Here is a 22,505-nt window from a genome sequence, read left to right on the forward strand (position 1 = left end):
GAAAAATGGTTGTTACGAAAACAAAACTTGGCAATCAACATCCGACTCAATCGGTAAATTTACATTATTCTATTTCTTTGTCTGATGAAGCTGTTTTTTACTACGAAAAAACCGGCTTAAGTTGCTATAATTGGCAGAAAAATATGCTTTCCCCGATTATGGCTATTGATGAAGATGGTTTGTGGGTACATCAAAAATATGGCTATGCTATTCCGCGTAGGAATGGTAAAACGGAAATTGTCTATATTCTAGAGCTTTGGGGTCTTCATAAAGGTCTTAAAATTTTGCATACTGCACATAGAATAAGTACGTCCCACTCATCATTTGAAAAGCTAAAAAAATATTTGGAAATGTCCGGCTATGTTGATGGCGAAGATTTTATTTCCAACAAGGCTAAAGGTCAAGAGCGTATAGAGTTTAAGTCGAGTGGTTCTGTTATCCAATGGCGAACTCGTACTTCAAATGGCGGTCTTGGTGAGGGCTTTGATTTATTAGTCATAGACGAAGCGCAAGAGTATACTTCTGAGCAAGAATCAGCTCTTAAATATACTGTCACGGATAGTGACAATCCTATGACAGTCATGTGTGGAACTCCACCAACAATGGTGTCAACCGGCACTGTCTTTGAATCTTATCGAAAAGAAGTACTAAAAGGCGCCAAAAAATATTCTGGTTGGGCTGAATGGTCTGTGTCTGAGATGACTAAAATTGATGATGTGCAGTCATGGTATATTGCAAATCCATCAATGGGATTTCACTTGAACGAGCGGAAAATTGAGGCGGAACTTGGCGATGATGAAATTGACCATAACATCCAGCGTTTAGGATACTGGCCGACATTTAACCAAAAATCTGTCATCTCTGAAAAAGAGTGGGGCAAGCTCAAAGTTGAGCAAACTCCTGAATTATCAGGAAAACTTTTTGTTGGCATTAAGTTTGGTCAAGATGGGAACAATGTGTCTATGTCTATTGCAGCAAGAACAAAAGAAAATAAAATATTTGTTGAGTCTATAGACTGCTTGTCTGTCAGAAACGGGACACAATGGATAATTGATTTTTTGAAATCTGCTGACATTGCAAAAGTAGTGGTTGATGGCGCAAGTGGTCAAGAACTTTTAGCTCAGACGATGAAAGAGCAAAAACTAAAAGCTCCAATTATGCCAAAAGTGTCAGAGATCATTACTGCAAATATGACTTGGGAACAAGCTATCATGCAAGAGACTATATGTCACAATGACCAGCCGTCTTTAACCGCCGTTGTAACAAACTGCGAAAAGAGGCAAATTGGCTCTAACGGTGGTTTTGGGTATAAATCGCTTTATGACGATAAAGATATTAGTTTAATGGATAGTGTATTGCTTGCGCACTGGGTTTGTTCAACAACAAAACCAAAAAGAAAGCAAAGAATCAGCTATTAAATACGGCATCTCGTTTGAGGTGTTTTTTTAATGCAAAAATTACCGAACTGCCGGGAAAGCAGGAGAAAGGACGTTATCATGTCAGAATTTAAAAATATTACTTCGCAAGAAGAACTGGACGCAATCGTTAAAGCTCGTGTTGCTCGAGAACGTGAGAAATATAACGATTACGAAGAATTGAAGACAAAAGTTGCAGAGTTTGAAACAAAAGAAGCAACTTATCAGTCAACAATTGAAGGACTTAAGACAGAAAAAAACGAACTATCAAGTCAATTAGAATCTGTCAATGGCGAACTCAATCAAACTAGATTACAAACTGCTAAGCAACGTATTGCAACCGAATATGGTTTACCACTTGACTTAGCCGAGCGACTACAAGGTGATGACGAAGAAGGATTTAAAGCAGATGCTGAACGATTGGCATCATATATCAAACCCTCTCAACCAACACCCCCCTTAAAATCAAACGAACCAGCTATTTCGGACTCGAAAGAAGCGAGTTGGGCAGAAATGGCACGAAACTTAATTAATACAGGAGATTAAAAAAATGGCAGAAGCAATTAAAGCAGGAACACTTTTTAAACCAGAATTAGTAACAGAAATTATGAGCAAGGTTCAAGGACATTCTACTCTTGCTAAATTATCAGGACAAACTCCAATCCCATTTAATGGAGTAGAGCAATTTATTTTTAATTTAGATGGTAACGCTCAAATTGTTGGTGAGGGCGAGCAAAAACTCGGAAGCACTGCGACAGTAACATCTAAAATCATTAAACCGATGAAGTTTGTATATCAAGCTCGGATGACAGATGAATTTAAATATGCATCAGAAGAAAAACGTTTAAACTTTTTGAAACATTATGCAGATGGGTTCGCGAAAAAAATGGCAGAAGCGTTTGACATTGCAGCTATTCACGGACTCGAACCTCGGTCGATGACTGACGCCTCATTCAAAGCGACAAACTCATTTGACGGAGTTGTTACAGGAAACGTTGTACCTTATAATGCAGCAACAATCGATGAAAATATCGATACAGCAGTAACGACTATTGTCGTAAACGGTAATGAAGTAACTGGTATTGCATTATCCCCACAAGCAGGCCAAGATATGTCTAAAATTAAATTGGGTGCTGATAAATTACCAGCATATCCAGAATTCCGATTTGGTCAACGCCCAGATAATTTCTTCAACATGCAACTTGATATGAATAAAACACTTACAACAACTGGCGGTACTGCTAAAACAGACCATGCAATTGTCGGAGACTTCCAAAGTAAATTTAAATGGGGTTACGCAGAAAATATTCCAATGGAAATCATTGAATACGGCGATCCTGACGGCTCTGGACGTGACCTTAAAGCTTATAATGAAATCTTACTACGTACCGAAGCGTTTATTGGTTGGGGTATTCTTGATGAAAAAGCATTCGCTCGTGTGGAGGTGCAAGGTTAATGATATATAAAGATAAAGAAACAGGTGCAGTAGTTGTTACTGACTGCGAACTTTCTGGCGACTGGGAAGTTATGCAAGAAGAAAAGCAAAAGAAAACTACTAAGAAAGCAGAGGCTAAATAGCCTACTAGAAAGGTGGCTATTATGGCAAATTTCGCTACTACAGACGATATTATCCTTCTTTGGAGGAATTTATCAGCTGATGAAATCAAACGCGCAGAGGCGCTCTTAGCAGTCGTATCTGACACGTTACGATTAGAAGCTAGCAAAGTTGGAAAGGACTTAGATGCAATGATTGTGTCTAGTCCTTTTTTTGCTACAGTCGTAAAATCCGTGACTGTTGACATTGTAGCAAGAACGCTCATGACATCAACAAATGGAGAGCCGATGGCTCAAGAAAGCCAGTCTGCTTTAGGTTATTCGTGGTCTGGTACTTACTTAGTACCCGGCGGCGGGCTGTTTATTAAAGATAACGAGCTGAAAAGACTCGGCTTAAAGAAACAAAGATATGGAGGAATTGAACTTTATGGGGAAATTGAAAGGGATAACGATTACTTTAATCGATAAAGTCGTCCAAGGAAAAGACGCCTTTAACAATCCTATAAAAATCGATTCTGAAATTAAGGTTGAAAATGTTCTAGTCGCCCCAACTTCCTCAGATGACATCACAAATCAACTAAATCTAACTGGTAAAAAGGCTGTTTATACTTTAGGAATCCCAAAAGGCGATACTCACAACTGGGAAAATAAGGAAGTTAGATTTTTCGGACAGAAATTCAGAACTTTTGGCCTGCCAGTCGAAGGCATAGAAGATTTGATTCCACTTGAATGGAATAAAAAAGTGATGGTCGAAAGATATGAGTAATTTTAAATTTAAGCTTGACAGAACTGGGGTAGCAAGTCTCATGAAGTCGTCTGAAATGCAAAATGTCCTAAAAGGACATGCTAAAGCAATTAAGGATCGTGTGGGAGATGGCTACGAGCAAGACATTTATGTTGGTAAGAATCGAGCAAATGCGATGGTAAGCGCAACAAGTATTAAAGCTAAAAAAGACAACATGGAAAACAATACTCTGCTTAAGGCGGTGCATAGATGATCGAAATAATTATTACAAATTACCTCGCAGAAAACTTAAATGTTCCAGTTTTTAATGAACATCAAGAAAATGAACTAGATTCTTTTGTTTTAATCGATAGAACTGGTGGAACTAAAAAGAATTATTTGAAAACTGCAACAATAGCTTTCCAAAGTTACGCAGAATCAAAATATAAAGCTTCGTTGTTAAACGAAGAATTAAAACAAACTATAGAAAAAATTGAGGAACTTCCTGAGATTTCAGGGGTGCATCTCAATTCTGATTACGACTATACCGACGTACAGACTAAACGTTATCGCTATCAAGCGGTATACGACATAAATTACTATTAAAAAGGAGAAAAAATGGCTACAGATTCTACTAAAGTTGTTGCTGGTAAACCTAAAATTGGAGGCGCGATTTGGTCAGCTCCGGCAGGATCAACATTACCAACAGACGCAAAAACAGAATTAGATCCAGCGTTTAAATCGCTAGGATATGTTTCCGATGATGGACTAACCAACGAAATGACAACAGATACCGAAGAAATAAAGGCGTGGGGAGGAGATACAGTTCTTACACCACAAACGGGAACATCTGATACATTTACATATAAATTGATCGAAGCTCTCAATGTTGAGGTTTTAAAAGAGGTTTACGGTGAAAAAAATGTTACTGGCACCCTCGAAGAAGGAATCAAAATATCTGTTAATTCTAAGGAAAAAATAGATCATGTCGTTGTCATTGAGATGGAAGTTAGAGGGCAATTTAAACGCATTGTTATCCCAATCGCCAAAATCAAAGAAATGGCTGAAATCAAGTATGTCGATGGCGAGCCAGTCGGTTACGAACTAACCGTCCAAGCTTTGCCTGATTCAAAAGGCAATACTCATTATGAGTATATTGGAGGTACACCTCTATGATAATCGGTACCACAAAATCAGGATTTGAATATAAAATTTCAGAGGCTCGCCTCAAAAACTATGAGCTAGTTGAACTCCTAGCAGACGTTGACAAAAATCCTTTATTGTTGCCTAAATTGGTTAAAGTTATGCTAGGAGAAGAGCTGGCAGACAAATTAAAAGATCATGTACGAGATAGCGAAGGCCTTGTTGATCTAGAAAAAATCAATGAAGAAATCGCTGAAATCTTCGAAAGTCAAAAAACATTAAAAAACTAATTGTCCTCGCCAAAATGATAAAAGCAGATGAAGACGCTCTTATTTGTGATTTAGCAGAAACTTATCACATATACGATTACAGACAGTTGCCAGCGGACTTGGTAGCTGTCTTTTCTGCTGGTTTAAGGGAAAATTCACGGGTCAGAATGTTAATGTCTGAAGAAAAACTAACAGTTGAGCAGACGCTTATAGCTGGAATTTTAGACAGATTGAGCATTCTGTTGTGGTCTAAAACCAAAGACGGGCAAAAAGGCATTAATCAGCCAAAATCCGTCATTGAGTCAGTTAATGCGAAGTCACAAGAAGAGATTACATCTTTTGAAACTGGTGAGGACTTTATGAAAGTAAGACAAAAATACATTACGAAAGGAGGGAACTGATGGCGATTGAATTAGGTCAAGCATATGTGCAGATAATGCCTTCGGCAAAAGGGATAAGCGGATCAATTAGTAAGCAATTAGACCCCGAAGCATCAAGCGCCGGAGCTAGTGCAGGCTCGCTAATTGGCGGAAATATTGTCAAAACTTTAGCGGGAATAGTTGCAGCAGCTGGGATAGGGAAGCTTATTGGAGATGCGATAAAATCATCAATAACAGAAGGTGCAGCTCTGCAACAATCTTTGGGCGGAGTTGAAACTTTGTTTAAAGAAAATGCGACTATTGTTAAAAAATACGCAGATGCAGCATATAAGACAGCTGGTTTGTCTGCGAATGCATATATGGAGAATGTAACAGGATTTTCCGCAAGTCTTCTGCAATCTTTAGGAGGAGATACTAAAAAAGCAGCTAATATAGCAAACATGGCGATGATCGACATGGCGGATAACTCAAATAAAATGGGAACTTCAATGGAGTCCATACAGTACGCCTACCAAGGATTTGCTAAGCAGAATTACACCATGCTTGATAACTTAAAACTTGGTTATGGTGGTACAAAAGAGGAAATGAAGAGATTGCTTCAAGACGCCGAAAAATTAACTGGCAAGAAGTATGACATGAGTAACTTATCTGATGTTTATCAAGCAATCCACGAAGTCCAAAAGGAAATTGGAATTACTGGAACTACCGCAAGAGAGGCGGAGCACACTTTCTCAGGTTCGTTAAACGCTATGAAATCTTCAGCTAGTAATCTTTTAGGCAAATTAGCGTTAGGAGAAGACATAAAACCTTCACTAGAAGCATTAGGGAAAACAACTTACACATTTGTTGTAGGTAATTTTATACCGATGTTAAAAAATGTGTTGACTGGAATACCGGTTATTTTAGGTACGGTTATCAAAGAGGGCTTGCAAAGCGTTTTTGGCAATAGTATTGCATCTCAGATGATGAAAGAACTGACAAAAGTCAACGAAGTTATCAACACTTTTTACGATATGGCTTTTGGCTCGCTTAGCAAAAAAGATAATAGCGACTTATTGGAAAGTTTGGGCTTTAGTCCCAGAACATCAAAAGAAATAGTAAATATAGCCGAACAAATCGGAACAACTATAAATACTTTCATAGGACAAATTCCAAGCGTCATAAATTCTGTTGGCGGTCTTATAATCCCTTTGATCCAGAAAATAACAAGTGGATTTTCAAAACTTGATTTTAGCGGTATTAAATCTATAGTCACATCAATCCTACCAGCTTTAACAACTGGTTTTAAACGATTTATGACTATTTCGAGTCCGGCCATTGAAAAAGTTTCTTCATCCTTTCTTGGTTTGTGGAATGCTATTCAGCCGTTAGCCTCCGTTTTGTCAAAGGCTTTGACGCCAGCTTTCCAAATTATTGGCTCATTTTTAGGTGGCATTCTGTCTGGAATTCTTACTGGTGTTGCTGGAGCATTCGATCTTATTAAAATAGCGATTGAAGTTTTAACACCTGTAATTAAGCTGCTTGTAGATGGTTTTCTCGCTTTAGAGCCAGCTTTAAGCTGGCTAGCAGAAAAAATAGGTTTTGTTATCGGCTTATTTAGCAATCTAAGCACAGCTGGGCAAGGAATGGGATCTATGATTTCATCGGCGTGGGCTAATATGCAGTCCGCTATTACAACATCAAGCACGATTATTTCAGGTGCTATTAACTTTACAAAGACTGTTTTTAGCAATCTTGGTAATACAGCTACAATAATAAAAAATATGATTTCGTCTGCGTTTACGGTAGCAGGAAATGTCATCTCGTCTGTTAGTGGTGCTATTCGTAGCGCTATTAATTTTGTTATCAATGTATTTACAAATTTTGGCGGAACAGTATCAAATGTGAGCAGAATAGTGATAGGTTGGGTAAACAACATAAAGGCTACTTTTAACAGCGTCAAAAATATAAATCTTTTCGAGGCTGGGAGGGCTATTATTGATAGTTTCTTAGCAGGCTTGAAAAGCGGTTGGGATGCTGTCACGGGATTTGTTGGCGGTATAGCTGAGTGGATAAAAGATAACAAAGGCCCTATTGAATATGACAAAAAGTTACTTATTCCGGCCGGAAATGCGATAATGGATGGCTTACATAAAGGATTAAAAGATAACTTTGCAACTGTAAAAGGGACTGTTACAAGTATGGCTGACGAGCTTCAAAGTGCTTTTGGGACACCTCAACTTGCAACAGAAATGCCTTTAAGCATGACAGGTCAAATTGCTAGCCAAGTGGCTAGTGGTCAACTTGCATATCAAGTAAGCGCCACACCATCAGAATTTCAAAATAATTTTGATTTACTCAAAGCTATTTCCGATTTAGCTGGTCGTCCAATTAATGTATCAATGAAGATCAACGAAAGAGAAATTGCCAAGGCTATCGCTCAGCCAGTAGAAGAACGGCAATCACTTTTAAAGGATCAAATGAATAGAATGAGAGGTATCGTTAATTAATGTCATATAAAACAGTTAGAGCATATCTTAACGATATCGAATTAACACAATGGATTACTATCAAACCAGGTTTCACTATTTTTAAAGGTAGCGATAAAAAGCTTGACTTGAAAAATTTTGACGATAGCAATGGATCTATTTTCTTAGGTACAAGCTACGGTCATAAGGTGATTGAAGTGCCATTTTATGTAAAGTATGAAACTATCAATGATTATGATGCTTTTCAACTCGCATTAAGATTGAAAGAGCCTAAAAAATTAAGATTTGATATCGCTCCGGACAGATATTTTATGGCTATTCCCGTAAATGACCTTGATTTCGATGAAATTAAATTGAACGGTAGTGGCAAAATTACGTTTGTCATTCCAGAAGGTGTCGCTAGAAGTAATGTCTATAAACGAGTTCAAAACTACACGCTAGACGGTAATAAATTAACTTTCCAAATTGAAAATAATGGAACTGAAGAGGCACTACCAATTATTACTATCAAGCATAATTCCGAAAACGGATATATTGGTTTAGCTAACCAAACAGGAGTTTTTGCTTTAGGGTCGCCTGAAGCTGAAGATGGGGCCATCGTTACAAAAAACGAGGTCCTTTTTGATTATTCGAAAGCCATTGCTCAGTCATTAGAAGGCGCTAAAAATGTTGGCGTTCTCAATTATATGGCACCTACTTATGACACAGAGCTAAAGCGCATGAGATTTGATAATATTCTTGGTTCTGGTAAAGGTGGAGAATATGTTGTTATCGGCAATCGTGGGACAACACCAGGTTACGGAGAGCATGAAGGAACACTAACTTGGGATATTGCTCCTGATTCGAACGGAGAATATACACTCAATGAGCATTTGTGGTGGTCTCAAGTATTTATTGCAGTCAATCAAGACCGCAAAGGGTTCCTTAAAATGTGTGTGTCAGGAATCAAAGAAGATGGTACAGAAGAATTCCTTTACGGGATCGAAACATATAAACGTAAAAATGGTACAGAAACTGAATATAACTTTTTTGCACTAGATGATGACGGGATCGGATGGAGATTTTATAAAAAATTTACATTCTCATCTGAAAATAGCAAACGAAATCCATTCAGTATGTCACGAGGTCGTGCTACTGAAATTTTTAGGGAAGAAGATAAGTTCAGGATTTTCTTTGATGGTAAACACTATCCAGTATCAGTACCGTCGCTTAGAGGTAAAAAGTCACGGAAAGTCCATTTGGCTATGGGGACTTGCTCAGACAGTAGAAAATACATTGACTACATGCTTTTTGAAAAACTACGATTTGAAAAAATGGGAGTTTCTCATTACAACAATATCGTAAACAAATATCAACCAGGTGATAAAGTCGTTATTAATTTTGAAGACGACTCTGTGGAGACTAAAGATGTTGATAGTATCCAAGACATGTTGCTTGGTTCAGAACCGTTAACTATTCCACCAGGAACATCAGAGTTTGTCATTCACTTGTCTAGTTGGATTTCGGTGATACCTGAAATAACAATTGATTTTGAAGAAAGGTTCTTGTAAAAAATATGATTATAGTAATTCATGATTCAGAGTTGAAACCAGTCTTAATACTTGATAATAAGAAACAAGGAACCTTGAACTTTTTTGATGATCAGTGGACAAGACATTTAATGACAGGGTCGTCCGTTTTTGAATTTTCTGTTTACAAAAAGAATTTACTAGGTGATACACCACTTTCTCACAAATATGACGTCTTGAATGACCAGGCATTTGTCTCTTTTATTAACAAAAAAGGCAAAGTTGAACTTTTTAACGTCATGCGGATTGAAGAAACTGAAAATAAAATCACTTGCTACTGTGAAAACCTAAACCTTGAATTACTAAATGAGTATTGTCCAGCATTCAAAGCTGATAAAGCGATGTCACTGGAAGAATATTTTGTTGAATTTGACATGATTAACTTCGGTGCATTAACTATTGGTGTTAACGAGGTTAAAGACAAGAAACTCACACTTGAGTGGACAGCAACTGAAACTAAACTTGCTAGACTTTTATCTATTGTTACCAATTTTGATGCAGAGGTTGAGTTCGAAACAAAGCTAAATGACAACTATACCTTTAAAATGCTTCAGGTTAACATTTACAAAGAATATGAAGAAGGCGTCTCAAGCGGAGTTGGTCAAGATAAGACTGATAGAGTGCTTAGATATCATAAAAACATCGATGGTGTTACAAAGAAAGTAGATAAGACTCAGATATATAATGCAGTCAAACCATTTGGTAAAAAGAAGGTAACTGGAACAAGAGTTGTTTCTAATCCAGTTACAAAAAAAGTAACTAAACTAGTTACTAACAGAAAAACATATGTTGGCGGTGATCTTCGACTTCAAGATAAAATTTTGAAGAAGGATTTTGTTCAATCAATTATTGATTATGCTGTTCTATATAATATTCTTCCATCAGGTCTAATTGTTCAGCTATTTACAGAGTCATTATGGGGAACAAGTTATGTAGCACGAGTGGACAATAACTGGGGCGGTTTAACATGGACTGGTCAAACTACTCGACCAAGTGGCGTCACAGTCTCAAGAGGTAGTGCAAGACCTGCAAATGAAGGTGGCTATTACATGCATTTCGCAAGTGTAGCTGATTACCTTAAAGACTATGCTTATCTTTTAGCAAAACAAGGCATTTACAATGTAGTTGGCAAAAAAACTTTTGCTACATTTACTCAAGGATTATTTACAATTGGCGGGGCAAAATATAATTATGCTGCTGTTGGTTATGATAGATATAAAATTTCGATGGACTCTTTGAGAAATCAAATCAATAAGAGTAATAACAATATCTTAAATACTATCGACAGTATCTGGTCAACACCAGTAACTACAACGGGAACGACAGTTGCTAAACGAGCGACTCAAACAATCAATGTACTTAACCAAATTCAAGGGATGAAGGGGCACAGAGTTGGTTCAGGGCAATGTTATGCGTTGTCGGCTTGGTATGCTATGAAACTAAATGGCCCTGGACTCGATGGTGGGGTCACTGGCTTTAGAGGTCGTATTGGCGCAGGTGTGGCGGCATCACAAATCGGTACTGACTATGCTTGGGGTTCCTATCAGTGGTTATTAGATAAAAACCCAACGGCAAGTAACTTAAAAGCCGGCGGTATTTATAACGTAAGAGCATTTGCTCCAGCACCTATCCAAACTGGTGTTTATGGTCATACTGGGATTATTAAAAGTGTTACAGATACTCAAGTTACTGTTTATGAGCAAAATTATGCAGGTAGAATGTATGTTATCGAAAATGTTTATAATAAGACAGCTTTTGTAAATACACTTCAAACAGTTTGTTATCCTCGTGAGATTAAAGAGGGTATGTCTGTAACAGGTGCAACGACTCAACAAATTTCAGGCGGTACTCAAATTTCATATGATGAAGTAGTACAGGAAGCTCAAACTGAAACTTACGAAGAAGAACAAATTGTAACTATCGACAAATCAATCTATAAAGAGTGGAAAGACTCAAAAGGCCAAGTTGAATTTTACCTGAAAGATGGAATGTTTTATGCGCCATTGTCAAAAAATAGGTATCCTTCAGTGTTATCCGGAAACGAGACAAAAGATAACTGGATTCGGAAAGATTTAGAAGTTGATACGGATAGTCCAGCTATGCTTGAAACTGTTGGACTACGTGACATCAAAGCGCATGCTTATCCAATAATCACTTATGAGGTTGATGGATGGTTCGACGGAGACATCGGAGATATTGTCACAATTCAAGATGATGGTTATAAGCCACCGCTAATTTTATCTGCAAGGGTAGTTGACCAAGTAGTTTGTGACACCAACAAAAAGGCTAGCAAGACAACGTTTAGTAATTATGTTGAAAAAGCTAGCCAAATTTCGGATGACTTAATTAGTGAAATGCTTCGTATGTATGATGATGCAACACCTTATAATATCAGACTGGCGGTATCAAATGGTACTGCTTTTAAAAACGGTATTGGTGAGTCATTACTAACACCAACTCTTGAAAAAAATGGAAAAGAGTATGACGCCATTTTTGCTTACAGAAACGGTGACAGCCACTTAGATATGGGTCCTCAATTTTTGGTAAAAGCAACCGACTTTAGCCATGTCCTAAATGTGACAGTCGAAGCCTATATAAACGATGAGTTAGTAGCATCAGCTCAAGTATCATTTACAGATACTGAAGACGGTACTGATGGTGTAGGCGTTAACTCTGTTTCAATCACTTACGGCTTATCAAAATCAGCTGGCACTCAACCGACAACTTGGACGACTGATTTACCAGTAGCTGGGCAAGGTGATTATCTATGGACTAGAAAAATAACGGACTACACTGACTCTACAAAAGAAGACACCATTGAATTAACTTACAGTTTCCAGGGCAAGGATGGCGTTGCTGGAGCATCGCTTAAAGTATCAAAAATAGAGTATCAAGCAGGAACGAGTGGCACAGTTGCACCAACAGGGGCATGGTCTACAACAATTCCAAGTGTCCCCGAAGGGCAATATCTATGGTCTAAGACAACACTGTCAGACAACAGTATTGTCTATGGTATAGCTAAACAAGGTGCTGTCGGCCCTAAGGGGGACAAAGGGGACACTTACTATCCGCATACTGCATGGGCTAACAGCGAGGATGGCAAAGTAGACTTTAGTACAACTGAGTCAAAAGGAAGACGGTATAAAGGTGACTACTCAGATACTAATGTAGCAGGTAGCACTGACCCTACCAAGTACAAATGGGTTGATATGACTGCTAATGCAAAGACTGGCAACAATAACTTATTGATTAACACAAAGTCATTATCAGGTAATTACTTTATTGCTAACAATTCATCTGAGACTTATTTAGGCGGTACTATTGCGACTGCAAAAGCAGTCAGCGGATCATATCAAGATGCTTTTAGGCAAGCGATGAAAATTGCCCCCGAAGGAAACGAGTTTATAGTTTCGTTTTATGCTAAGAGTTCGGTTGATAATGTAACAATTAACAATCATTTTTATTCACCGAACAGAACAATTAAAGGAGTTTCCAGTACAGGCGCATTATTTAACAATTCAAATGGCGGCGATGGTTTAATAGCGTTTAAGCTAACAACTCAATGGAAACGTTATTGGATAAAATGGACTATTCGTGATGCTAGTACAGAGGCCGAAAACACACCAATGTGGTTAATTTTAGGTCGCAACTTTGACTCAGTAAATAGCGTATATATCGCTTTACCTGCTTTGTACGCTGGGAACCTTAACACAGAGTGGTCTAAAGCTCCTGAAGATGTCGACGCTAAAATTGACTCAAAAGCAGATGAAGATTTTACCATTGAGCAATTAAACTTAATAGCGGAAAATCAGCGTTTATTAAAGGCGGAAAATGATGCAAAGGCAAGTTTAGAAGAGTTAAACACTTGGGTCAATACCATTAAAGAGCAACTTGAGGCACAAAAAAATGGGCAACGTATATCAGAGGAAGCCTTAATTGAAGCATCTACTCGTGTCACACAAATACAAGCTAAACTTGGGGAAATAGCACTTGTCACCGAAGCTATCACGCAGTATATGTCATACTCTGAAAATGGACTTATTATCGGAATGAAAGACGGTACGTCAAGCGTACGTGTGACAACTGACCGAATTAGTTTTTACTCAGGCGGAACAGAAACTGCTTTTATTAGTCAAGGATTTTTACAAATCGAATCTGGGGTATTTACATTACGTTTACAAATCGGACATTATTTGTTTGAGGAGGATGGTAATGGAATGCTCATGATTGGACGAGTAATATAGAGAGGAGGTTAAATGGCTACATATTATAGTAATGCGGACAGAGGATATCGCTTAACTTATATAGTTGACGAGTTATCGACTTCAACCGCAAAAAACTCTAGTCAGGTTAGATTTAGATTGTATTTAACAACAGGTGCTAACAGCTATGCTCAATATAGTTTTGGCGGTTACGCTTGGGTTGGTAGCAAGTATGACTTTACAGCTCCATCAGCTCTAGGGGCTAACAGTAATTACTTGCTTATTGACAAAACTATTGAGATACCTCATGACTCAAACGGTAATAAGACAGTCGTAGTGGCTGCTAAATTAAATGGACCAGGCGGATTTGCGCCATCAACGCTAACTATTAGTGATAAAAATTTTGAGTTAACAAAAATTGCAAGAGCAAGCTCTGTTACATCAACTAGCGGATATTTTGGCGATACTTTGGCAATCACGATTAATCGCTCTGATGCAAGTTTTACACATGATGTTAGATATGAATTTGAAGGATTATCTGGTACGGTAGCAAGTAATGTTGCAACATCTGCGACACTTGCAACACAATTGGATTGGATGACAAAAATCCCAAACACCAAAACGGCAAGCGGAAAAATTATAGTTGATACAAAATCGGGTAGCACGGTTATTGGTACATCGGAGACGCAATTTACTTTAAATGTGCCAGTCACAATCAAGCCCCAAATAGCTGGATTAACAATTACAGATACAAATACAAAAGTCCCAGCAATTGTTGGGGCTAATAATTTTATCCAAATCGTATCGAATCCATCTGTTACCTTTAATGGTGCAATTGGTGCTTATGGCTCAACAATCGAGACCTACACAGCTAAGATAGTTGGTAAAGACCAAGCTGTCTATAGTAACGGTGGGGCATTTGGTGTTTTAAAATGGTTTGGTCAAGCAACTGTTGAGGCTACTGTTACAGATAGCCGAGGACAAGTCTCCGACCCATTTAGGACTACTATTAATGTATTAGAGTATAAAGGTACATCTATTGACTTTAAAACTGATAGAGGAGCAGTAAACGCTAATCAAATTGTTGTTACCGTGACAGCCTCTGTTAGTCCGCTTTTAATAGGTGGTGTGCAAAAAAACAAGATGATTCTCAGCTTTAAAACGGCTCCATCTGGCACACAAACATTTACAATTGACACTTCAAGCGCTAGTACGACTTATACAAGCAAATATGAGTTAATCTCTCAACAATTTGTTTTATCTGGTACATTTGACAATGCAAAATCATTTGATGTTTACGGCACAATAACCGACGCTTTTGGCATTGCTGACTCCAAAAAAGTACCAGTGTCATCACAGTTTAAAGCGTTAACGCTTATGGATGCTGGCAGTCCAGCTAAAAGCGGAGTTGGAATAAATAAAAAGTGGGAAAAAGGTGCAGTTGATGCAATCGGCGATGCTTACATAACTGGAAAGTATTATAGTAATGGGAAACCAGTCCAACAGATGCAAATAACGCAAGAAGACGGGACTGCAATAATTTTTTCTGGGGATATAAACAATTTAAAAACCACTGGGTTTTATATGGCGTATCGTTCAGCTACAACAAACTTACCCTCGGCTGAGACCGGCGCTCATACGTGGTTTCACATAATCGTGCAGAGACACAATGATTTGTGGGTTAAGCAAACAGTAACTGATTTTTCAGGGGTTATACATTCATATCGCATTTGTAGCAATGGAGTTTGGGGGGCGTGGATACCAATTATCACAGCAAACAGCCCAAGTCAAATTAACACTGGATGGGTAAACATTGGTAATAGTTTTTACTATAAACAAGTTGGTGATGTTGTATACCTGAGATATGATTTTGCATCTAATGGCGTCACGAGACTTAGCGCTGGGAATATGCCAACAACACTAACGCCGAGAGCTATGATGTTTGATATCACAGGTTGGACAACTGCTGTTGATAAGCAAATACAGATCCAAGTCAATGACAACGGATTAATCGAGTGGCTAAATCCTGGCGCTTATAAAAACAATTACAGGGGCCAAATTTCGTGGGCAATCTAAGAAAGGAGATAACATGTTTAAAGTTATTACAAAATTCCCCAAAGAGCTTGAGGACAAAAGTATCACAGGTGTGACATCAATAATTGAAGTTGATTTGCCACATGTTAAAGGTAGTTTAACTTTTGACTTGCCACCTGATTTTGACAATAAAACTTTTGCTGAAACACTCGAGAAATGTGAGCAAATCTTTTATGACGAAAAGTACAAAGACAAAGCACAGACTGAGAAGATGACAGAGCTTAGCGCAAAAACATCAACTGGTACACAGTCTTTAATAGAGCTTATTAATATACTTTATAAAAAAGGGACTTTAAATGATGAAGATTTTATGGTACTTAGTTAAATTTATTTATGGGAAAGAAGGGATAGATATGATGATTAAATTATTTGCTACAGACTTATACTACGATAACATGAGTTGGTCACAGTTTTTGAAAAAAGAGTTTTCGGAGTACATTAACAACAAAGTTAAGGCACAGTTGGCTCTTATGTGCGACGAAGAACATTTGGAAATGATTTTAGCTAAATAGAGGAGTGACTATGATTATAGATTTAACTGCTATCAGTCAGTGGTGCATTGCGTTTACTGCGATACTCATTTTTTTAAAATGGGTATCAGCGCCAGTTAAAAACGTTTTAGACAACAACAAACATGCAATGCAAGCACTACAAGAAGCTATCAACAAATTGTCAGATGGCCTCAAAGAAAATCAATATAATTTCCAGACTTCTAAGCTGCACCGTGAACAATTACAAAAAGTCCAAGATCAACACGAGGCGCGCATCGGAACTGTGGAAGACAGACTTATTAGTCACGACGAGCAATTAAAAACGCTCTGGAAAGTAAAAGAGGAGAAAAAATAATGGAAGAATTACAACAAACAATCGTTAGCGCATCAATGACAATTATTACTATTGTCATTGGTATTTTAGTTAAATACGTTAAAGAGTACTTGCTCAAAAAGGGTGGGGAAAAGTCTGTTAAAATCGCCGAAATCGTCGCAAAAAACGCAGTCGAAGCAGTAGAACAGATTGCATACGACAAAGATATCAAAGGTCTAGACAAACTCACAGAAGCTAAAATCAGCATGCAAAATGAATTATCTAAGCATAATATTTATTTAAGCAATCAAGACATGGAAATGTTTATTGAAGCAGCTGTGAAAAGAATGAACGACAATTGGAAAGGTCAATAATATGTCATTTTTAGATGATATAAAAGCAGGCTGTCTAAAAGGATGGGAGCAGTACAAAATTCTCCCATCTTTAACAGCGGCACAAGCCATTTTAGAGAGCGGTTGGGGCAAGCATGCTCCGCATAACGCTTTATTTGGTATTAAAGCGGACGCAAGCTGGACTGGAAAGTCTTTTAATACCAAAACTCAGGAGGAGTATCAGCCAGGGGTTATGACTGATATTGTAGATAGATTTAGAGCTTATGACAGTTGGACTGATAGCATTTTGGATCATGGCAAGTTTTTAAACGATAATCCACGCTACAAAGCAGTTATCGGTGAGACTGACTATAAAAAAGCCTGTCATGCTATTAAAGCCGCAGGTTATGCCACAGCGAGTGGATATGCTGAACTGCTTATACAGCTGATTGAGGAAAACGACTTACAAAAATGGGATGAGGAAGTTATTGGAAAAGGAGAAAATGCAATGACAATTAACACAGAACAAGCTATTGCTTGGATGTCAGCGAGGCAAGGGAAAGTAACTTACTCAATGGACTATCGAAACGGTCCAAGCTCTTATGACTGCTCTAGCTCTATTTATTTCGCTTTACGATCAGCAGGGGCGTCAGACAATGGTTGGGCAGTAAATACAGAGTATGAGCACGAATGGTTAGTCAAAAACGGATATCAGTTAGTTGCAGAAAATGAGTTGCTTTATCCCAAACGTGGAGATATTGGAATTTGGGGGAAGCGTGGCTACTCAGCAGGTTCAGGTGGTCATACATTTATGTTCCTTGATGATAGCAATATCATCCATTGTAATTATGGATATAATGGCATTACAGTTAATGATTATAATGAGATTTGGTACGCAAATGGCCAACCGTATGAATATTTGTACAGATACACAGGTTCGGGATCAGCACCAGTTAATCAACAAACAGTCGTATCACAGTTTGAGAGAGAGCTAGATGTAAATACTCCGCTAAGTAATTCAAATATGCCTTATTACGAGGCTACAGTTTCTGAGGATTATTACGTCGAGTCTAAACCTGATGTAAATTCAGAGGACAAAGAGCTTTTAAAAGCTGGAACTCGTGTCAGAGTTTACGAGAAATTAAACGGCTGGGCAAGAATAGGCGCTCCACAATCAGCTCAATGGGTAGAAGATAGCTACTTAGTTGATGCAACAGATATGTAAAAACCGCTCTCTTAATTGAGGGCGGTTTTTTTGTGTTTAAAAAAGCAGCAATATTAGCTGCTCAAATATTAATCGACTCTATCAATTTTAGGCGCTGTGTGTAGTCTAAGTCTCTAACAATTTTTGCTAAACCAAGACATCCGTCAATCTCTGTATCTGCAATAGCGTCATGCAAATATCTGATTTTGTTGCGGTCCATAAAAGCACCGAGGACAGCCTCACCTAAAATCATTTGCTGTTGTGGTGTCAACTCTGGAATCTCTGTTAACCCCATCAAAACATCATAACGCTCTGCAATATCCATGACACGACCGCTAAACGTACGATTGCGCATGCCGTTGCTGCACTCATCATAAACCTTTTCAAGTGCTCCGTTGATATAAATTGATTTTTTGCGTTGTGCTGTTGTTTTTGTCATTTTGTCTCTCCTTTGGTACATATTTTTCAATTAGTTTTAGACGATAATTATAAGCTTCTTCTGGTGTATTAAAGCCTTTTTTGCTGTAATTTTTACCGCCAACAGTTAAATAACTTTGGAACCTTGCCGATCCGTCAGCTAATCTATATTGCAAAACACCTTTATAACCAGTCTTGTTATTTTTTTGTATCTTATCGTTAATCAAAAAAGTAGCAATGCCATCAACACGTTTTTTGTTATACCCATCATGTGCATTTTCTACTGTTCCGGTTTCTTTAGCTAGGTTTTGAGCGATTTCTAAAGCCAAGCAGCCGCATGATTTTGTTGTTCCGTTTTTAATAGCAGTTCCCTTAACTTCAACAATTTTTCCACAGGAACACTGGCATAACCAGTACGTGTCCTTTCTCGAGTTTGGAACTTCTTTAATAACCGTTAAGCGATTAAATGTTTTCCCTGTTAAATCTAATTTTCTCATGGTTTTTACCAACAAAGAGGGGCTGCCGCCCCTCTTAATTAAAATTCAAATCCGTTTTCTTTAGCAACTGTTACGTAGTCCGCTAGTTCGCTAGTTTCTGCATCAATACCGTTATCGTTTAAAAATTCGATTGCTTGAGCAAGTTCATTCCACCAGTCAAACATCGCTTTATCTTCTGTGTACCAAATTCCGTCTTCTGATTCTTCAAAGTTAAAACCAAACTCTTCAAAGATTGTGATGTTTTCAAGATTTTCGATGTCAGTTGTAAAGTATTTCATATTTTCCTCCTCAGCCTCTTGCAGGCCTTGCGATTTATTTTTTTGTAAGCCTTTGTCTTACTTACATATTTATTATAACATTAGGTAGCACCCGAGTCAATACCTTTTTAAAACTTTTTTAAATATTTTTCGAATAATAAAATAGGAGGAATAAAAATGGCAGAATTAATTATAAAGTTTAAAGAGTGGAAGCGTGACAATTCAGACGAATTTTTAAAGTGGGCTGAGGAGCACTGGTTTTTGTTTTGAGTCTTGTAAAATGGACTTACTGCGATAAGTCGGTTAGAACGGCAAATGAGAAGAATACAAAAAATTTTGTCCAAATTTTGTCCAAAATATTTTAAAAGTTATAGTTTAAAATAGTTAAAAAATACTATTCTTAAAAACTTTCTTCCTATATAATATACTATTTTATTATCAAAATTCTCTCAAGGTGGATTTAAATTTCATAACTTTTAAGTACAAATAAAGCATTAGCTGTAAGCTAATGCTTTATTTGTTATATCGAGTCTATTTTAGAAGTCCTCTTTGGCTAAGTTGGATAAGTTTATCATTTTCGAATAGGAGGTTAATGTGGCTTCCTTGTGTATTTGTTTTTAAACCACTAATCCAAACAGCTTGTAGTTGTATTTTATCGCTAGAACTCGCATGAGTATAATCATCTGGCTCAGTTAATATTTTTGTCACTTGATTATAAGTCATGCCTTTTTGAAGCTTATTATAGTCTTTTAGAGAGATTTTGGGTTTTCTATTAAAAGCAAAATTAGCAATGGATTTGACAATGGTAGAGTTTTGATACATATTTGCTTGGATAGTGACTTTATCAAATGTCCAAGTGTAATTATCGAGGGCAACATTACCAGCAGGTTTTTTTTCGTGTTTACTTGGATTTCCAAATAAACTTGTTAAGTCCTCGATGGAGGATCCTCCTTTGAATTCCTGATCAGCGCTAGCAATATGAATTTTCTCAAAAGCAAGTCGCTTGTCTTGATGAGGAGCTGTTTCTTGAGACTTAGCGATTAGTGACGGTTTATCCTTAGATGATGTCTTATTTTCGGAATTTTTGCCACAGGCCACCATACTAAAGCAAAGAACAGGAAGGAGTAGTGTCAAAATGAATGAACTTTTTTTCATAGTTTAAATTATTTCTCCATTAATATTGTATCTGTTATAACAGATTTTGATCAGGTTTGAGTTAAGCACCAATGTAACTCAGGTGAAGGTCTAAAAAATAAAACCCTTACAGGTAAGGGTTCAGTAAGTTTTAATGGAGCTGGTGGGAGTCGAACCCACGTCCAAACACCTGCCAACATATTCGTCTACAACCATAGGTTATGTTTTGATTTAACAAGGTAAGGACACATAACTCAAGCCATTACCTTGCGAGTCTAAAACTCTCTTTTTAAGGCAGCAGACACTACCTTAAACGTAGCTTGTTATTTTGAGACTTCTAACAGGACACAAGCAATCTTGCAGAAGTCACGCTAGCTGGTTTTTAGGCAGCTAAAGCGTAAGAGTTTGTATTTTTTGCAGTTATATTTAACTGGCATTTTACATCTGCCGATGGGTCGCAGAACATGTCTCATAATGCCTGTCGAATCCGTAACAACCCCTTTGCTAAAAGGGTAAGAAAAACTTACAAGAATTATTATATCAGAAAATATTTCGTATGGCAAAATTATCTATCTTATGGTATGATAAAAGCATGAAAATCAAGAATCCGAAAGCCTACGCCTTTTTTCAGCAACTATTTAAAGTCTTGGGAATTATAGCTCTCATAGGGTCCTTTGTTTTAGCTTTTTGGTTATATAAGATGGGTATATTTAATGATAAAAATGTATTGAAAGATGTTATCAACCAATACAAATTTTGGGGCCCCTTCATTTTTATTATCATCCAAATTTTTCAAATTGTTTTTCCAGTCATTCCTGGTGGGATAACAACTGTTTTTGGATTTCTTATTTTTGGTCCCGTTAAAGGTTTCTTACTCAATTATTTTGGGATATTGATCGGGAGTTACATTCTGTTTATTCTAGTTCGAATTTATGGGAAGAAGTTTATTCTCCTTTTTCTCGATGAAAAAACGTTCTATAAGTATGAAAAAAAATTGGAGACACCTGGTTACGAAAAACTTTTTATTTTTTGCATGGTCTCTCCGATAGCTCCAGCAGATATTATGGTTATGATTACTGCTCTAACAAATATGTCGGTCAAACGCTTCATGACAATTATGATGATTGCAAAGCCAATATCAATCATCGGTTATAGTTACCTTTTCATTTTTGGGAAAGATATCATTAAATTTTTCTTTAAATAAATAATAAAAAAGGTCAGGATAGGTTCCCGCCTTTTTTGTTTGTAATTAGTTTTAGTATTATTGTAAATTGAGCTTATACTTCATAATGAAATGTGTTCCAAAATAGTAGAGAATAATTTGGAAGAATCCTTCTAGAGAAGAGATTAAGAAGTAATAATTACTTGTATAATCAACCTCTTGATTAAAACCAAGCCCTAAAAGATTTGTGTTGATATATGTGAAGATAATGCTGAGAGTAATTTGAACGCAGAAGTACGCTATAAAAGCTTTTAATCCACGGCGGTTGGAAAATAACTGACCAATTGAAATAGCGAAATAAAAGGCAAGAATACTAGATAGGGTTGATAATATTATCGTAACACAAATAAAAGCAATAAGGTTCATATGTTGAGGAGCAACTTTTAATATTTCGTTAATACCTTTTAGAAGGTCTGCTTTATCAAATTGAGGTAGAATTAAAATAGCGAAGGCGACTGCTAACATCAAAAGGTTAAAGAAACTGTAAGTAACTGAGGATAATAATTTCGCTAGAATCAGCTTATGCTCCGATACGGGTAAGGTCATTGTTAGATAACCTTCACGCCCATAAATGTTTTTGTTAAATCGGTTAATAATAATTAATAAAGTTGCTAGAAGAGAGCCAGCAATTAGGGCTCCAAAAATAAGGATAAGTGAAAAAGGTAAGAATTTTGAAAAAAGGCTGATATCAGGATTTTTCTTTACTAATATTTTTATAACAAATGATAGAATGGCAGCAATTGCAACTATTCCAGCGTTCAATCCAAAGTACCACTTACCTACTGATCTGAACTCATATTTTAATAATTTTCCAAACATTG

Annotated in this window: 26 protein-coding genes and 1 other RNA gene; 21 read left to right on the forward strand and 6 right to left on the reverse strand. The window is 37.2% G+C overall.

The genetic code is table 11. The annotated features are described in order from the left end of the window. Positions 1–5: 5 nt before the first annotated feature. From DQM45_RS04690 to DQM45_RS10290, 20 genes are all read left to right on the forward strand, one after another. The gene (locus tag DQM45_RS04690; protein ID WP_003083233.1) at positions 6–1,418 is read left to right on the forward strand and encodes a DEAD/DEAH box helicase family protein; all 1,413 of its coding nucleotides are present in this window, start codon (positions 6–8) and stop codon (positions 1,416–1,418) included. A gap of 78 nt (positions 1,419–1,496) precedes the next feature. Further along, complete coding sequence (locus DQM45_RS04695; RefSeq protein ID WP_003085856.1) at positions 1,497–1,961, forward strand: capsid assembly scaffolding protein Gp46 family protein; 465 nt, start codon at positions 1,497–1,499, stop codon at positions 1,959–1,961. A gap of 4 nt (positions 1,962–1,965) precedes the next feature. Further along, complete coding sequence (locus tag DQM45_RS04700; protein ID WP_003084804.1) at positions 1,966–2,871, forward strand: phage major capsid protein; 906 nt, start codon at positions 1,966–1,968, stop codon at positions 2,869–2,871. Further along, positions 2,871–2,993: a hypothetical protein gene (locus DQM45_RS10285; RefSeq protein ID WP_003083318.1), complete on the forward strand. Its 123-nt coding sequence runs from the start codon at positions 2,871–2,873 to the stop codon at positions 2,991–2,993. Before DQM45_RS04700 ends, DQM45_RS10285 begins: the two co-directional genes overlap by 1 nt. A 21-nt stretch (positions 2,994–3,014) precedes the next feature. Next, a complete protein-coding gene (locus DQM45_RS04705; RefSeq protein WP_003082854.1) occupies positions 3,015–3,437 on the forward strand; it encodes a phage Gp19/Gp15/Gp42 family protein in 423 nt (140 codons plus the stop codon). Continuing rightward, positions 3,397–3,735, forward strand: coding sequence for a hypothetical protein (locus DQM45_RS04710; RefSeq protein ID WP_003084841.1), 339 nt, complete (start codon positions 3,397–3,399; stop codon positions 3,733–3,735). The genes DQM45_RS04705 and DQM45_RS04710 overlap by 41 nt, the downstream gene beginning before the upstream one ends. Next, on the forward strand, positions 3,728–3,967 hold the full coding sequence (locus DQM45_RS04715) for a hypothetical protein (protein WP_039984522.1): 240 nt from the start codon (positions 3,728–3,730) through the stop codon (positions 3,965–3,967). The genes DQM45_RS04710 and DQM45_RS04715 overlap by 8 nt, the downstream gene beginning before the upstream one ends. Further along, positions 3,964–4,299: a hypothetical protein gene (locus tag DQM45_RS04720; RefSeq protein ID WP_003084965.1), complete on the forward strand. Its 336-nt coding sequence runs from the start codon at positions 3,964–3,966 to the stop codon at positions 4,297–4,299. The genes DQM45_RS04715 and DQM45_RS04720 overlap by 4 nt, the downstream gene beginning before the upstream one ends. A 12-nt stretch (positions 4,300–4,311) precedes the next feature. Beyond that, on the forward strand, positions 4,312–4,869 hold the full coding sequence (locus DQM45_RS04725; protein WP_003085353.1) for a phage tail tube protein: 558 nt from the start codon (positions 4,312–4,314) through the stop codon (positions 4,867–4,869). Beyond that, on the forward strand, positions 4,866–5,126 hold the full coding sequence (locus DQM45_RS04730) for a hypothetical protein (protein WP_003083704.1): 261 nt from the start codon (positions 4,866–4,868) through the stop codon (positions 5,124–5,126). Before DQM45_RS04725 ends, DQM45_RS04730 begins: the two co-directional genes overlap by 4 nt. Positions 5,127–5,140: 14 nt before the next feature. Then, complete coding sequence (locus DQM45_RS04735) at positions 5,141–5,506, forward strand: DUF5361 domain-containing protein (RefSeq protein ID WP_003085800.1); 366 nt, start codon at positions 5,141–5,143, stop codon at positions 5,504–5,506. Further along, positions 5,506–7,974, forward strand: coding sequence for a phage tail protein (locus DQM45_RS04740; protein ID WP_003083000.1), 2,469 nt, complete (start codon positions 5,506–5,508; stop codon positions 7,972–7,974). Before DQM45_RS04735 ends, DQM45_RS04740 begins: the two co-directional genes overlap by 1 nt. Then, a complete protein-coding gene (locus DQM45_RS04745; RefSeq protein ID WP_003084640.1) occupies positions 7,974–9,503 on the forward strand; it encodes a distal tail protein Dit in 1,530 nt (509 codons plus the stop codon). Before DQM45_RS04740 ends, DQM45_RS04745 begins: the two co-directional genes overlap by 1 nt. Before the next feature lie 5 nt (positions 9,504–9,508). After that, entirely contained in the window at positions 9,509–13,765 is a 4,257-nt protein-coding gene (locus DQM45_RS04750; RefSeq protein WP_003082615.1) for a glucosaminidase domain-containing protein, read from the forward strand. Positions 13,766–13,777: 12 nt separating this feature from the next. Continuing rightward, positions 13,778–15,799, forward strand: coding sequence for a DUF859 family phage minor structural protein (locus DQM45_RS04755; protein ID WP_003085338.1), 2,022 nt, complete (start codon positions 13,778–13,780; stop codon positions 15,797–15,799). Positions 15,800–15,812: 13 nt separating this feature from the next. Then, entirely contained in the window at positions 15,813–16,142 is a 330-nt protein-coding gene (locus DQM45_RS04760) for a DUF1366 domain-containing protein (protein ID WP_003082983.1), read from the forward strand. Positions 16,143–16,170: 28 nt separating this feature from the next. Next, positions 16,171–16,329, forward strand: a complete 159-nt coding sequence (locus DQM45_RS04765; protein WP_003085875.1) for a CD1375 family protein — start codon at positions 16,171–16,173, stop codon at positions 16,327–16,329. Positions 16,330–16,339: 10 nt separating this feature from the next. After that, positions 16,340–16,663, forward strand: coding sequence for a hypothetical protein (locus DQM45_RS04770; protein WP_003083449.1), 324 nt, complete (start codon positions 16,340–16,342; stop codon positions 16,661–16,663). Beyond that, positions 16,663–16,995, forward strand: a complete 333-nt coding sequence (locus DQM45_RS04775) for a phage holin (RefSeq protein WP_003082713.1) — start codon at positions 16,663–16,665, stop codon at positions 16,993–16,995. Before DQM45_RS04770 ends, DQM45_RS04775 begins: the two co-directional genes overlap by 1 nt. Before the next feature lies 1 nt (position 16,996). Further along, positions 16,997–18,178 carry a peptidoglycan amidohydrolase family protein gene (locus DQM45_RS10290; RefSeq protein WP_003083904.1) on the forward strand — a complete coding sequence of 394 codons (1,182 nt, stop codon included), beginning with the start codon at positions 16,997–16,999 and terminating at the stop codon, positions 18,176–18,178. A 61-nt stretch (positions 18,179–18,239) separates the two neighbouring features. Here DQM45_RS10290 and DQM45_RS04785 read toward each other — a convergent pair whose 3' ends face one another. The 5 genes from DQM45_RS04785 to ssrA all read right to left on the reverse strand — a co-directional run bounded on the left by DQM45_RS04785 (position 18,240) and on the right by ssrA (position 20,962). Beyond that, a complete protein-coding gene (locus DQM45_RS04785) occupies positions 18,240–18,596 on the reverse strand; it encodes a hypothetical protein (protein WP_039984527.1) in 357 nt (118 codons plus the stop codon). Then, positions 18,541–19,071 carry a hypothetical protein gene (locus DQM45_RS04790; RefSeq protein WP_003085320.1) on the reverse strand — a complete coding sequence of 177 codons (531 nt, stop codon included), beginning with the start codon at positions 19,069–19,071 and terminating at the stop codon, positions 18,541–18,543. The genes DQM45_RS04785 and DQM45_RS04790 overlap by 56 nt, the downstream gene beginning before the upstream one ends. Before the next feature lie 38 nt (positions 19,072–19,109). Continuing rightward, positions 19,110–19,349: a hypothetical protein gene (locus DQM45_RS04795; protein ID WP_003085330.1), complete on the reverse strand. Its 240-nt coding sequence runs from the start codon at positions 19,347–19,349 to the stop codon at positions 19,110–19,112. Positions 19,350–19,859: 510 nt separating this feature from the next. Beyond that, positions 19,860–20,483, reverse strand: a complete 624-nt coding sequence (locus DQM45_RS04800) for a DUF3862 domain-containing protein (protein ID WP_003083259.1) — start codon at positions 20,481–20,483, stop codon at positions 19,860–19,862. Positions 20,484–20,614: 131 nt separating this feature from the next. Further along, positions 20,615–20,962: a transfer-messenger RNA gene (gene ssrA, locus DQM45_RS04805) on the reverse strand. Positions 20,963–21,054: 92 nt separating this feature from the next. On the opposite strand from ssrA, the gene DQM45_RS04810 reads away from it, so the two are divergent. Next, the gene (locus DQM45_RS04810) at positions 21,055–21,666 is read left to right on the forward strand and encodes a TVP38/TMEM64 family protein (RefSeq protein ID WP_039984875.1); all 612 of its coding nucleotides are present in this window, start codon (positions 21,055–21,057) and stop codon (positions 21,664–21,666) included. 57 nt (positions 21,667–21,723) lie between these two features. Here DQM45_RS04810 and DQM45_RS04815 read toward each other — a convergent pair whose 3' ends face one another. Further along, positions 21,724–22,503 carry a hypothetical protein gene (locus DQM45_RS04815; RefSeq protein WP_003082881.1) on the reverse strand — a complete coding sequence of 260 codons (780 nt, stop codon included), beginning with the start codon at positions 22,501–22,503 and terminating at the stop codon, positions 21,724–21,726. Positions 22,504–22,505: the final 2 nt, after the last annotated feature.

The sequence above is a fragment of the Streptococcus porcinus genome, from assembly GCF_900475415.1.
Taxonomy (GTDB): Bacteria; Bacillota; Bacilli; order Lactobacillales; family Streptococcaceae; genus Streptococcus; species Streptococcus porcinus.